Source organism: Pseudomonas sp. stari2 (assembly GCF_040760005.1).
Taxonomy (GTDB): Bacteria; Pseudomonadota; Gammaproteobacteria; order Pseudomonadales; family Pseudomonadaceae; genus Aquipseudomonas.
On sequence record NZ_CP099760.1, the window covers coordinates 2,617,467 to 2,631,401 of the forward strand.

11 protein-coding genes are annotated in these 13,935 nt (G+C 53.0%); 2 read left to right on the forward strand and 9 right to left on the reverse strand.

Annotated elements, in window-relative coordinates; genetic code table 11:
• The first annotated feature begins 14 nt into the window (after positions 1-14).
• A complete protein-coding gene (locus tag NH234_RS11960) occupies positions 15-593 on the forward strand; it encodes a hypothetical protein (protein WP_085733194.1) in 579 nt (192 codons plus the stop codon).
• 327 nt (positions 594-920) lie between these two features.
• Here the strand turns inward: NH234_RS11960 and NH234_RS11965 are convergent, their stop codons facing one another.
• Positions 921-1,742 carry a glycosyltransferase gene (locus NH234_RS11965; RefSeq protein ID WP_085733193.1) on the reverse strand — a complete coding sequence of 274 codons (822 nt, stop codon included), beginning with the start codon at positions 1,740-1,742 and terminating at the stop codon, positions 921-923.
• Between the two features lie 243 nt (positions 1,743-1,985).
• Between NH234_RS11965 and NH234_RS11970 the strand changes: the two genes are divergently transcribed.
• Entirely contained in the window at positions 1,986-2,804 is an 819-nt protein-coding gene (locus NH234_RS11970) for a VanW family protein (RefSeq protein WP_367257162.1), read from the forward strand.
• 367 nt (positions 2,805-3,171) lie between these two features.
• Here NH234_RS11970 and NH234_RS11975 read toward each other — a convergent pair whose 3' ends face one another.
• The 8 genes from NH234_RS11975 to tssI all read right to left on the reverse strand — a co-directional run bounded on the left by NH234_RS11975 (position 3,172) and on the right by tssI (position 13,932).
• Complete coding sequence (locus NH234_RS11975) at positions 3,172-3,669, reverse strand: hypothetical protein (RefSeq protein WP_085733191.1); 498 nt, start codon at positions 3,667-3,669, stop codon at positions 3,172-3,174.
• Positions 3,670-3,748: 79 nt separating this feature from the next.
• The gene (locus NH234_RS11980; RefSeq protein WP_367256643.1) at positions 3,749-4,261 is read right to left on the reverse strand and encodes a hypothetical protein; all 513 of its coding nucleotides are present in this window, start codon (positions 4,259-4,261) and stop codon (positions 3,749-3,751) included.
• Between the two features lie 88 nt (positions 4,262-4,349).
• A complete protein-coding gene (locus tag NH234_RS11985; protein WP_256579663.1) occupies positions 4,350-4,787 on the reverse strand; it encodes an immunity 22 family protein in 438 nt (145 codons plus the stop codon).
• 258 nt (positions 4,788-5,045) lie between these two features.
• Entirely contained in the window at positions 5,046-5,432 is a 387-nt protein-coding gene (locus NH234_RS11990) for a hypothetical protein (protein WP_085733187.1), read from the reverse strand.
• 518 nt (positions 5,433-5,950) lie between these two features.
• Positions 5,951-6,379: a hypothetical protein gene (locus NH234_RS11995; RefSeq protein ID WP_367256646.1), complete on the reverse strand. Its 429-nt coding sequence runs from the start codon at positions 6,377-6,379 to the stop codon at positions 5,951-5,953.
• Entirely contained in the window at positions 6,376-11,163 is a 4,788-nt protein-coding gene (locus tag NH234_RS12000) for an RHS repeat-associated core domain-containing protein (protein ID WP_367256648.1), read from the reverse strand. Before NH234_RS12000 ends, NH234_RS11995 begins: the two co-directional genes overlap by 4 nt.
• Positions 11,163-11,900: a DUF4123 domain-containing protein gene (locus NH234_RS12005; RefSeq protein WP_367256650.1), complete on the reverse strand. Its 738-nt coding sequence runs from the start codon at positions 11,898-11,900 to the stop codon at positions 11,163-11,165. The genes NH234_RS12000 and NH234_RS12005 overlap by 1 nt, the downstream gene beginning before the upstream one ends.
• A complete protein-coding gene (gene tssI / locus NH234_RS12010; protein WP_367256652.1) occupies positions 11,890-13,932 on the reverse strand; it encodes a type VI secretion system tip protein TssI/VgrG in 2,043 nt (680 codons plus the stop codon). The genes NH234_RS12005 and tssI overlap by 11 nt, the downstream gene beginning before the upstream one ends.
• Positions 13,933-13,935: the final 3 nt, after the last annotated feature.

A 13,935-nucleotide genomic window follows, 5' to 3' on the forward strand; every position in this document is an offset into this window, starting at 1 on the left:
GGAAAGTACCGCTTATGAAGCTCCAAGCACTGACGCACGCCATCGCACTTGCCACTGTCCTGTCCGCTTCCACGGCATTCGCTGCCGATATTCCGTTGTCGGCGACGGTCGAGAAAGATCAGGTCACCACCAAAGTACTGGCGGTTGATCCGGCCAATCATCAGGTTGTCCTTGAAGGCGAAGAAGGTCGCCAGGTGCATGTTCAGCTCAGCGACAAGGCGAAAAACCTCGCCAACCTCAAGGTTGGCGACAAGGTCGACATTCAAGTCACCCGTTCCGTGGCGGCTTTCCTGGACACCGACGTGGATAAAGGTCTGCCTGGCTCCACCGAGCGTACCGGCGAGCTGCGCAACGCCGTGGGCAGCAGCAACCCTGGCGGCGAGGCATTCCGCCAGATCCAGGTACAACTGAAAATCACCAAAATTGATTTGAAGAAAAACCAGGTCACCCTGGAAAACCCTTCGGGCCAATCGAAAACCCTCAACGTCGAGAAGCCTGAAATCCAAGCCAAGCTGAAAGATCTGAAAGTCGGACAGAGTGTCGTGGTCACTTACACCGATGTATTAAAAGTGACCAGTGAACATGAAAGCTGAGTATTAACTCTACAGATTGACTGTTCTTGTACAAATAGTTGTATGAGAACAGTCATATGAAATTTTTGAGTGAGAGAATTCTGAAAGTTTGTCGGGAAATATCGATGATCAATATTCGTTAACGTTTTAGTACATAAAATTCATTTTCAATTAGCACGACATATCCGCCAACTTCCATTAAAATCCTTCCCGTTCGCCCAGTGTCAGGGCTCTTTACCGGTGCATGGATTGCCAGGCCATTACACTGGGCGGACACCTCCTCCGGAGAGAGGACTAAAGAATTTGGATAAAAGAAGGGCGACTGTGAAGTCGCCCTTTTTATTGTCTTCAGGATTTCGCCGGCCGCATGCCTTGCTGCATCTGAATACGCTTGAGTGTTTGCTGGTACATGGTGGTGCGGCGGTGGTTTTTCGCGTAGCCACCGGCAGCCGCCACGGTGCCGGCCTGGATGTGATCCAGGTAGCGGAAGATCGTCCGCGGCGAAAGGAATCTGATGCCGTAGCCAAGGCTGCTTAATCGATCCTGCAGCGTGTATCCCGGGACCCGGTCGTCCATCGAAAAATGCAGACCATGAGCCTTGATCAACCGTGCATTCCACAAGGTGCAGAAGCTTTTCAGGTGGGTTTCCCGGTAGGGTTTGGGTTCCCGGGAGCGCAGGCCCAACTGCAGTTTCGCCCGCCGGAAATAGTGTTTGAAATAACGCGAAGACAAGCGCCAGGTGTCTCTTAAAACACCCCGGTCAAGCTGTTCTACACAACCGACTGCTGCTGTATCCAAAGATTGCATGCACTCTTTCATCATCATTGAAAAGACAGTGCTGTCGAAAACGAAAGTATCGGTGTGCAGTAAAAACAGGTAATCGGTTTCAACCTTTTCAAGTGCCAGATCGAGTGCCTTGCCGTGAGCGATATGCCCGGCTTCTTTGCAAGGGGAAGGGCGCTCGATCAAGTTGATCCAGTCCAGAGAGCGCAAGTAAGCCAGGCTTTCGTCGGCAGAATCGTTGTCCACCACCCACACCGGAATCTGCTGTTCCTTGACGTATTCCTGGAGAAACTCCAGGCACATCCGGGTTATTTCCGGGGTTTTGTAATTGACCAATACAAGACTGAACGCGGGCTGTTGTGCCGAGGGGAAATCAAACTCTCTCATGATCCAGGCTCACATTGAATGGAATGGCTTTGTGTGCGGCAATCAACGCTCGCACCCGCTGCTTCGTGGCCCGGATGGTAGGGACGCAACCTTAGTTCAAACTTAATTTCGAAACGCTCGGCGTCGGTCGACTTGTAACGGCTTGCGACGCCAGCGCGAGCAGCGCACACGGCGATATTCCACGGTAAGATGCGCCGCTCTTTTCAGATCAAGGAAGACAACGGCCCGCGCCGTTCGCCCCGGATGAAACCACTTTCCCTCTACCACCCGGCCCTCTACCGGCTGCGCGTGTGGCAAAAAAGACTGTTCCGCCACATCGCCTGGCACTGCTCGAGCAAACGCTACGCACAACCTGCCGCGACGCCTGAGCGCTTGCCGTATCGCTATCTCAAACACACCTCAAAACTGATCCGCAAACTCGGCGACTCCGACCTGGCGCTGCAACACAACAAAGTCATCAACCTCAAACTCGCCGTCGCCGCCATCGACGGCGTCACCATCGCCCCCGGCGAATATTTCTCCTTCTGCCGCCTCGTCGGCCGCCCGACCCGCCAACGCGGCTACGTCGAAGGCATGGAACTGTCCTTCGGCCAGGCCCGCACCGGCATCGGCGGCGGCATCTGCCAACTCAGCAACCTCATCCACTGGATGGCCATTCATTCACCCCTGGTCGTCATCGAACGCGCCAACCACAGCTTCGACCCTTTCCCGGACGACGGCCGCGTCCTGCCGTTCGGCTCCGGCGCGGCGATCTTCTACAACTACATCGACCTGGTACTGCACAACCCGACGGATCGCAGCTTTCAGTTGAAGTTGAAGGTGGGGGAGACGCAACTGGAGGGGGAATTGTTGTGTGATCGGGAGCGGGAGTTTCGGTATCACGTGTTTGAGGTCGGGCATCGGTTTGTGCGGGAGGGGGAGAGGGTGTATCGGGAGAATGAGATTTGGCGGGAGGTGAGGGAGAAGGGGCAGCTGGGGGCGTTGGTGGAGAGGGAGCGGTTGTATGGGAATCGGGTGGTGGTTAAGTATGAGGTTTTGGAGGGGGTGATTGAGGGGGGATAGTGGTGATGTCGCTTTAGTCATTTGGTTTGCTTCATGTGTCGGAAGCGTTTGTCGATTCTAGCTTTCCAGGTTTTTTAATATGTTCTCTAGCGCGATTTTCAGCTCTGCTCAGTTTTTGGATTTTTCACAATGAGTAGGATTTTGCGAGTCTTGATTGCGGATTAGAGAGATTACAAAGGAACCGCGTGTGCTGAATTCTGGATACCATCCGATATCGAGTATTTGGCTGCATGGGAAGATCGATTGGACAAAAGGGGAAAGATGTATTTTCAATTTTAATCAGCAAAAATAAGAAAAAAATAGATCTGTCCCCTTTGGATTAGAAAAATAAATAAGTTTCCTCTGGTTATAGGCCTCGTTGGTGAACTCAGTTACGAAAGTAGAGCTCGTCGATCTGCCGTCGTCGAATCGATAAATACTCTTCCCAGATTTTCGGAAAGTCTTCGTCGCGGGTAAGGGGGAAGGTCAGGTAAATGTGTTTACCACTAACGCTAATATACTGCCTCGTCCGTTTGAATGCGGGTTGCTCGTGAACTGATACACTCTCATCATAACCATCGTGGCGCTGCTGGATGCTGATCCGGTGCGGAGCAATCATTCCTCGTGAAAAGTCGATGACCCAACTGCTGTCCACGGCAGTGGTGAGGTAACCGTACACGCCATTGTCGGATAAGCGAATACACGATCTAGCGTGTACGCCCTCATCATCGTTTACCAGTACGATTTGGTCGTTGAAATAATTGATGCGGCTTTGATTGGGACCTGTTAGCAGAAGACCCCAACCCTCTGCTCCCATATGGAACTCGCCTGTATTGTTAAATTCTGCAATCCAGTCATTCGATAGGATGATTTTGTGTCTGCTCATGTTGAGTGCTTTAGTTGCTTTAGTTGGTTAAAAAAAAGGCGATTTATTTCTTCAAAGGAAAATGAATCTGTCTTTTTAGTTATTTAGTTCTGTGAAAGGTAGATTTGTTAACTTTGGTTGTGTTAGAGGTTGGTGATGTTGCTGGGCCTCCACTGTTGATAAGTATTTTGATCCGACGATTGAAGAGTTCAAGCTCTTCAGGAATGTTGTGGGTCTCAACTGATTTTTTGAGAAAGGACATTGTTGCCGAGACTATTTGTTTTTCATTATTGTCAGCGTCTCGGATCAGATCGAATCCATCCTTCGAAAGATGGGGGTGCTTGGTTCTTAAGTAGTAATAGCAGCCGATGTTCTCAAGAAGGTCGTGTGCATCGGCTATCGTAAGTTCTACAGTGCTTAGATACGAGCTAAATGCGTTTTTCAGTACATTTGTGGAGTTATTCAGTGATTTTAAAAATACGCTCGAATCCTGCCAGTTTCTGATATGTAGCTGAGTTCCCCAGTCGGGGTCTCTCGTGAAATACTCTCCTTTGCCCCTAAAATAATCTGGGAACTCGTGTTTGCTTAGTGCAATTTCAAAGTTGCTCGTCATTGTGCGTACTTAGTTTTTCATATGAAAAGGGGGAAGATTTATTTTTGCTAAAGAAAATAAATCTATTCCCTTTGGATTAGGTTTGTCGCTACTCTTTGTATGTGAATGTGCCTCTGAAAGTGATTTCTTTGCCTCGGATTACGCGGGCTGGTGGATTGCCTTGAAAAGTGAAGTCGTATATTGCAATAAGAGTGTCTATCGTTTGATTGGTAGGCTGAATATTCTTTGATTTTATGTCTGAGGATATATCGGAGTCGTAAGAAAAGCCTTTAATTGCGCTCTCGAGAGAGTTGGTGTTTTCGACTTTGTCGGCTTCGATAAAATCATTATCTATAAAGCCAAGTGAAAACGCATTTGTGAACTCGCATCCAAGCGAGTCTCCATCTTCTGAATATGCCGGCAACATTATTTCCTGGAGTGTTGACGGCTCCCAACCAGTTTTTGCAGTCCAGATTGAGACTGTTTTTGTTTCTACCATTTTTTGTGCCTTAATTTTTGAGACCTGAAGGAAGGGAGTCAACGCCACCGTCTAGTCTTCTGCCAGCCCATTCATTGAGTCCTTGGCGGAACTCGCCATAATCTTTCGAGTTGTCAATTACTTTAAGTATTTCATTGTGTGCTTTTGTAGACCCTTTGCCTCCATGATGACCAGTAGGGTTTACAAATTTCACGTCACTAATTGCGGTCCGTAGCTCATATATCTGTTCAGCACTCATGAAAAGGGGACGGATTTATTTTCTTTAACGAAAAAATAAATCCGTCCCCTTTAGTTGCCGTTTGATGATTATAGCGGATATTCACAGTGCCATGGTGTAGTGAAAAGCTCTGGGTTGATATCGAGTTTTTCAAGTAGAGTGTTGATCTCATCCTCGGAGTTCATGGCTTCTATTTTTTCGATAGTAATATCGCGATCATCTATACCGTCGCTTGTTTCAAGTGTTTCGGTCGGGATTGTAAAAATTACAGCAGTGTACCGGGAGTTTTTTGATTGTTGGATGAAATCGTAGTATTGGTTTGGGTCGTTGGTGAAGGAGTATTTGTAAATGGCATACACTGAAATCCATTTTCTTATTGATGATTCTTCGGATTCTAGCTCTTGCGCAATGTTGTCGTAGCTTGTCCCGTTAAGCCCATGCCATACACTTCGTGGGATATGTTTTTGCGCTTTCATTTTTTTCCCTCGAACGTGAGAAGGGGGGATTTATTTTCTTTCGCGAATGATAAATCTGTCCCCTTTGATTTCAAAAAAATCTCCCCATTGTTGGCTGTCTTTTGGATTTCTATGACTGTATTATTTCAATGATGCCGGTTTTTGATTTTATATTGGTTTCCATTAGCGCTTTGTCTGGTCTTGGTTTGTTGTCTATTAGTTGTAGAAACCAGTTTGCGTCGAGTATTTCAAATATTCTATCCCCGCGTGGTTCTCTAGCAATTGCTTCGGGTAAGACAATTCCATTGAATCCATAGCCGTTGCCTTCAATGAAAAGGAATGAATTGGTCTCGTAACAATATCCAATAATTTTGGGCCACTCAGGGCTGTTTGGTATCTCAGGTTCGAAATCCTTTTTGCCAATCACGTAAAAATTTTGCATTATTCCAATGAAAGGGGACAGATTTATTTTTTTTATTGTCTTTAGCGGAAAATAAATCTGTCCCCTTTTTACTTTCAATTTTATCCCTTTGTTTGGTTTATGACTTGAAAGGGAAGGTTTCTCCGGTTATTGCTATTCCCGCTGTGGTTGTGCTGATGCTGGTTATATTATTTATTACTAGCTTTAGATTGTTGGTGTTTGGGAATAGTGAAAATAATAGATCGAAGTATAGGTAATTTTTGATTAGCTCAGTGGCTTGTTTTGGACTTTTTTTGACTAGTTCTAAAAAGTCTGGGTATTGCAGCTCTTCAAGTTCAGGTATTTCTGGGAAGCCTTGTTTTGCGTCGTCAATTTTACACTGTTCAATAAATGAGTTGGCGCATTTTATAAAGCTGACAGGTAATTCGTTAAACTCAGCTGTTAACTCGTAATTTTTTGTTTGTAAGTTTGTCGATTCGCCAAATCCTAGACTTCGATATCCGACAGAACATGGATTGATTACCTCACCTTCTGATGTGAATTTCATGGGGTTGTCCCTGGTGGAAGTAAAGTGATTGTTCCATCTTTTTCCAATGTAATAGACCCAGATGGCTTGTACTCTTGTCCAGCTTTCGGATCAAGACCTGATCGAGTTCCTGAACGTTGGAAAAATTCTTCTGGTGATTTTATTTCTTCAATATTAGCGGTTTTGTTTCCTGGCACGATTCGAGTTTTCTCAAGAGAAAGGAAAGCCTCTTGGCCCTCAAATTTTCCTTCTAGTGCTTTCACATGCTTGCCAGCTTGGTTGGCATTGAGGTGGCCGAAACCAACATCTAAATCGCTACCTGGCAAGTTGTCACCTCGTACCCTACTTCCGCCAATGACTACTGAGGTTCCCTTTTTATAAGAGTCTTCAAGAATCATTTGAGCTTGCTCCTTGGGTAGGCCAGGAAGGTGCTCCTGCAAGAATGCTGCTTGTTCTTCTGGCCCAGAGGTTTTGATAACTGTTTTTTCAGGGTATTTGTTAAATACCGACTTTTCAGTCCACTTCTTAGGCGGTTCAGCATCCGGGCATTGGCCCGGCTTAGAGTGCAGACCCAACGGATCCACCCACCCCGTAGGGTTAGGCACGTACTGGTAGTTGTTCAACCCACCCGCAAGTTTGATCGGATCCGGCGTCAAAAACCGTCCAGTCCCCGGATTGTAGTAGCGGTGCCGGTTGTAATGTAACCCTGTCTCCGCATCAAAATACTGACCCTGGAATCGCAACGGATTGTCGATTTCGCTGACATCCAGTGCAGCGAGGTTGCCGTACGCACGGTACTTCGCCGACCACATGATCTCGCCACTGTAGTCAGTGAGTTCCTGCGGCGTGCCTAGATGATCGAGTTGGTAGTAGAACGGCGTCGCCTTGCGCGGGCCTTCGCCGTCAAGCATTGCCAGCGGGCGGAAGCTGCCGGGTTCGTAGATGTAGGTGCGATAGCGGTTGTCACCGCTTTCGGCGATAAGGCGTTCGCCTTGCCACAAGAATTCGGTTGTGTGGCCGTCGACGGTTTTCTCGATGCGGCGACCGAAAGCGTCGTACTTATAGGACGCGGTGCTGCCACCCGGTAGGCTCGCGCCGATCAGTCGATGCTGGCAGTCATAGCGGTATTCGGTGACGAGCTTCTGCCCGGTGCCACGGCGTTCGCGAATCAGGTTGCCAAAGGCGTCGTAGTCGTAATGGCGATCACCCTGCATCATCAGGCGGTTGCCTTTGACGTTGGCGAGGTTGGCTGTGCCTTCGTTGTTCTGGCCGAGCAGGTTGCCGGCCGGGTCGTGGGCGAAGCTTTCCGGTATCGCGCCACGCACGCTGATCAAGCGATCAAGCGGGTCGTAGTGGTAGCTGCGGTTGCCTTTGCGGCTGTCGTCGATGCCGGCGAGGTTGCCGTTTGCGTCGTAGTTGTAGCGGCGCTGGAACAGGTTTTTCTCGCGTTGGCTGACGCTATGGGCCTGCAAGCGGCCCTGTTCGTCATATTGATATTGGCTGAGCAACAGGCCTTGCTGCCGTTGCTGTTCGCGACCACCGCTAAACTGGTGAGACGTCAGGCGCGAACCGTTGAGGTCGATGCCGCTGAGCATACCGCCGGGTTGGTGGCGGTAGTCGAGTTTGCTGCCATCGGGTAAGCGACAGTGCTTGAGCTGGCCAACGCTGTCGTACTCATAACGCAAGGTGCCCCAGCCCTGGTGTTCGGTGACGAGGCGGTTTTGCAGGTCGTATTCGTAGGCGAGTGGCCAGTGTCCGTCGTCGACGTTGACCAGGCGGCCGAGGGCGTCGTAGCTGTAATGGATTTCTTCGCCGTCGGGAAGGGTCTTCACCAGCAACCGGCCCGCGGTGTCTCGTTGGTACTCAGTTACCAACTCGCTACCGTCTTCACCGAATTCGGTTTTCTTCAGCAACTGGCCATTGAGGTCGTATTCGTATGCCGTGCGACGACCGTCGAAGCCGGTTTCCTGCTGGATCAGGCCATTCGGGAAGTAGTCGAGGTGGTAATGCTCGCCGCGCTCGTTTTCGATCTCGGTCAGCAACAGGCGCGAGTTGTCGTAGCGGTAACGCAGCTGGCTGCCATCCGGGTTGATGCGACGGCTGACAAGGTGCAGTTTATCGGCGTATTCGAAACGGGTGACGCGGCCGAGTTCGTCGCGTTCGGCAGTGACATTGCCGTAGGCGTTGTAGGTAAACGCGCGCGTTGCGCCGCCCGGCAAGATAATTTGTGCGAGGCGGTTGGCGGTATCCCACTGATATTGGGTGATGGCACCAGATTCCTCTTGCCGAGTAATCTGCCGGCCCAACGCATCGTAGCGGTATTTGCGTTGACCACCATCGGGCAGGCGTTCCTCAAGCAATTGACCGAGGTTGTTCCAGCCCAGTTGGTGGCGGCTGCCATCCGGGTGACGGATCTCCAGCAGACGTCCTTGACGGTCGTAGCTGTAGAACGTCGAATTTCCATCCGGGTCGATTTGCTGAGTGACATCACCCTGTCTGTTGCGTTGATACTTCCAGCTGGCTTTGCCACGGTGAACATCGCTGACGAATCCGTTGCTGTATTCGTACGTGGTGGCTTCATCTTCAGGAGGGATGACAGCGGTCATCAATCCATCATCGTCATACCGGTATTCAATTACGGCGCCGAGCGGATCTTTTTCTGCGACCAATTGGCCTTTGTCGTTATAGGCCTTGAGGTGCTCGGCACCATCCGGATCGATCTTGCTGATCAATCGCGCCTGATCGTCGTGGGTGTAAACCTCTTCGCTGCCATCGGCGTTGGTAACGGTCACGCTGCCTTTGTCATCCCAGGCGTAGCGCGCGTCCATCTGCGAGAAGTTTGCCCAGTGGTGGATGCATCGAGCCAGTTTGCCTTCGTTCTCCCACTCCCAGAAGAAGCTCGCGCCGCCGGCCAGTTGCCGCTCCAGAATCACGTGTTGATCGTTGTAGCGATAACTCTCGGCTTCCCCCGCGGCGTTCTTTGCTTCAATCAACCGGTGTTGCGCGTCATAGGTGTAGGTGACCAGCGTCTGGACGGTGTTCCAGGCATCCTCAAGATTGTCCGCCGGCAGAAACTGCTGATAGTCCACAGCCACAATATGTTTGCGGTCGTAGCGTAAAAGCAGGGCACGACCTGCGCCGTTGTCGAGGCGTTTGATGCGCCCGTGGATGTCTCGTGTGACGTGCAGGCGATTGCCATAGCTGTCGCTGATGGCAATCAGGGTTGCGCCTTTGCTGTTGAAGCGGAAGTGGTAGAACGATGGGCGTTTGCCTGCTTGGGCCAGTACCAGTTCGGACGGGTCATCGCCGAGGAAAATGGCTGCACGCGAGAGGCTGTTAGTGATCGCCGGGCGTTGCTCGCTTGGATGCGGGAACGGTGTGGAGCGGTTTTCGTGGTCGGTCCAGATGACCTCATCGCCCACGATTTCGATGCGGTGGGCAAGGGCGTGACTCCAGCCGTAGCCCAGGCCACAGTCGATTTCCACGGCGCTGGTTCTGTACAGGCGCGTCCATTCAAACGGCAGCAAGCCATCAAGTTGGCCATCTGTCAGCGTCAGCAGCTCTTCACCGGTGACCATCGAAACCGGGCATCCGTTGGTGCAGGTTTCCGAGGCGGGTTCGGCACTCTTTTCCGCAGGCGACTTTGCCTGTTTGGAAGCGTCGTCACCGACTTTGCCTTTACCCAGTTTTGCGTTCTTTTTCCCGTCGAAGCGCAACTGAGAGACGCCGTTTCTCACCTTGGCTGTCACCCCACGCGCCGCAACAGCGGTGTACTTCTCGACATACTCCATAAAGCCATTGATGATCTTGAACAGCGACTTCACGAAGCTGGTGACAGCATTGATGACAAGCTCACCGTACTTCTTCAGTCGTGCGGCGAGGTAGATAACCCCTGTGCCTTCAGCCGCAATGGTCAGTACCACGCCAATCACGATATCGATCGCGATGCCGACGACAATGGCCGTGGTCATCTTCGCAACGTCGCCGGCCATTTTCATTGGCGGCAAGCCTGCCAACCAGATTACGGCACTGCGTACCAGCAGGAACAAAGCGGCTTCGTCGCTGGCCAGCAACATGGCTTTTTTCATGATGTCTGGCGAGCTTTCGGCGACTTTGATCAGGTCCTGGACGCCGGCACCGAGATCTTTTGCAAACTTCTTGGGGTCTTGCAGAATGTCGAGCACCAGACTGATGCCATCCCACACGCCTTTGATGGCTTCCCAGCCACCCTCAAGAATGCCGTTGCCGATCGCCATCGCAGTCCCCGAAGCCGACAGGTTCGACCACTGGGGCTTGAACCCGGCCCACTCCTTGCGCAGGAAACCTTCAAGGTCTGCTGTTACGCCGCTGTAGGAACTGAACAGAGCGTCGATCTGTGCAGGTGTCACTTCGTTGTGAACACGGATTTTGTAGAATTTGCCGGGTACTCCGCCGGTCCAGCTGGCCTTGCCTTGCTGATCGAGTTTGACCTTGCTGACTGCACCACCTTCCATTGCGACGATCTCGACTTCGATATCGCCGATGGGAATGTCATAAACCGATTCGAATTTACTTTCGATCAGCAGCGGTCCCTTCAACGGGCATTGAGCCACGTTCGAAGAGAAGTCGCCGTCGGTCATGCTCACCGACTTACTGGTGTTGCCAACCTTGATCACTCGCTCCATGCCCAAAAGGGAAGGCAGGTCGGCTGCCCGACTGGCCTTGTCGGCGGCTCTCGCGTACCAGGTTTTGGTCTGTTCCTGATACAGCTTCAAACTGTCCTTGAAGGTGTTCAGTTGGTTGTCAACAAAGGCAACGCGATCCATCAGCCTTGCTCCAGAATCAGGTGGTTTAACAGTGCTTCTTTAAGGTTGTCCGGAGCATCCGGGCGACGCACGAAACGGGTGATTTTCAGTTTCAGGTTGTTCTCGGGCCATGCGCTGTAGAGATCCGGGCGTGCTTCTTCGAGCCATTGCATCAAGTTGCCGACCAGCGTCGTGTGATCCTCTTTCGCCAACTGATCCAGCAACTTCTTCGGCACCTCCCACCACGGCCAATCCCTCGCCTTCGGCACCACCCTCGGTCCGACTTCCAGGCTCCGCCCATTGATCAGATACCGCTCAAACACTGGCAGAACCTCCCCAGCGCTCTCACCCAACCCATCAAGAATCGGATAGATATGCCGCCCATCCCAGAACCGGAAAAACACCTCGGTCCCGTCCGGCATCTTCACCTGGGTCAGGCTGCGCAGGTGTTCGAAGACTTCGTTGGGCTCCGAGCGGGAGACCGCCAGCCAGCCCCAGTCGAGGGCGTCGGTTTCGGTGATCCAGGGCAGGAAAGCCGAGTTGGCCTTGAGTTCGGCGACGTAAGGCATCACCGGTTGCCAGGTGGCGTAGGGTGTTCCGCCCCAGACGGGGATGGCCTGGACGGTGGGTTCGCTTTGGTAGAGGGTCTTGAGTGCGTCGGCATCACTGGCGGCGCTGACGACCAAGTACAGACGTTCGTCTTTCTGCAGCGGCTGTTGTGCCAGCCAATCCTTGGGTGTCAGTCGATTAGATGGCACAGGCACCTGCCTTGCATTTTTCACACTCTTCGCAGAACGGCGCATTACGCTTGAGGGTGTTGATTTGCGCCGGCGTCAGTACGGCGCCAGCCTTGTCGGCATCCGCCTGTTTCAGCACGCCAGGCATCAACGGCGCCGCCCCGGTCCCGCTTCCCGGCCCACCGCCGGAGTTGATGTTGATCGCCGGCCCGCTCATGGTCACGCCGCTGCCATCGATCTTGATGAAGCTGCCACCGCCGACCAACGTCAGCTCAGCGCCAGCCTCCAGCACCACTTTCATGCCGCTGCTCAGGTGAATTTCCTGGCCGGCGTCGATGAACTGCCCGGTGCCGATCTTGATGTGCTGGTTCACGCCCACGGTCAGGTGGTCGTTGGCGCGGGCTTCGACTTTGCGGTCTGCGTAGACGGTGTGGTGTTCTTCGGCCTTGAATTCCGTGTAGCTGTTCTTTTCCACGACGTCGTGGCGTTCGTTGCCGACGCGGATTTTCTGGTCGTGTTCGATGTTTTCGTCCCAGTCGCGCTGGGCGTGGAGGAAGATCTGTTCCTGGCCTTTCTTGTCTTCGATGCGCAGTTCGTTGAAGCCACCGCCACCCATGGAACTCAGGGTCTTGAAGGTGGTGCGGGTCTTGTTCGCCGGCAGCGCGTAGGGGACGGTGTTTTCCTTGTGGTACAGGCAGCCGCTGATCAGCGGCTGGTCGGGATCACCTTCGAGGAAGGTGACCAGCACTTCCATGCCGATGCGCGGGATGGCGATGCCGCCGTACTGGGCGCCGGCCCAGGCGCTGGAGACGCGCAGCCAGCAGCTGGTCTTGTCGTCGGCCTGGCCTTCACGGTCCCAGTGGAACTGGACTTTGACGCGTCCGTATTCGTCGCAGTGGATTTCCTGGCCTTTCGGCCCGGTGACCACGGCGCTCTGGCTGCCGAGGATGCGCGGTTTCGGGTGGTGCAGGGGCGGGCGGTTCGGCACGTCCCATGGGGTGGCCTGGAAACGGTTGCGGTAACCCTGATGGAAATCGTCTTTGAGCGCGGTGGTGTCACTGGTCACCGACTCTTCCAGCACTTGCGGCTGCTTGCCTTCGTGGTGGACTTCGGTGAGCAGCCACAGGTCGTTCCACTTCGCTTTCGGGTGTTCTTTCAGCGCGAGGAAATGGCCGCTGACCAGCAGCGGCTGGTCGCTCTTGCCTTCGGCAAGCTGGAAGTCGCTGCGATGGCGCTCGAGGGCGCGTTTGGCCAGGTGTTTGCCGCGCTCGCGGTCGACGAAACGGCCGGGGTAATCGTAATCCTCGAGGTCGGGCAGGGCGTCGCCACGGTTTTCGCTTTCGAGGGTGATGCGCGGTTTTTCGAAGTCGTAATCGCGGCGGGTCGTGCGGCTGGTGCGGGTTTCCAGGCGCAGATCGAAGCGCTTGATCACCGGGTCGCTGGCGACCATCCCGGAGTCCTGCTGATAGGCCACCGGCGCCAGTTTGTGGAACACCGTCTGGTCATCGCCGAACACCAGTTTGTGGGCCGTGGCGCTGTGCTGGAAGTGGTAGTGAATGCCTTCTTCTTCGCACAGGCGCTGGATGAAATGCAGGTCCGATTCGTCGTACTGCACGCAGTAGATACGATCGGGGTAGATCGACCCGGTCTGGAACTCATAGGCGTTGCCCTGGATGCCATGTTCTTCGAGGACCTTGCCGATGATCTTCGGCACGCTGAGGTTCTGGAAGATCCGCTGGTTGATCCGGTGCGCGAGGTACGCCAGTTGCGGGCGCAGGGTCACGGAATAGCGCGTCAGGCGCTTGCCGGAATCGCCTTGCGCGGCGCGGTAAATCAGGCCGTGGATGCCGCTGCCGTCGGGCGACAGCTGCAAAAAGGCCGGTTTGTGCAGCAGGGTTTCGAGGTCCAGCGACGGCTGCTCACTGACCAGCTCCACCTCGAACACAAAAGGCTGGCTGATGGCTTCCCGACCGGTGAGGGTAAACACCTGAACGTCGTTGGAAAGCCCTTCGATGGTCAGGGCAAAGTGAGTTTCATTGGCCGGCGCGAACATCCC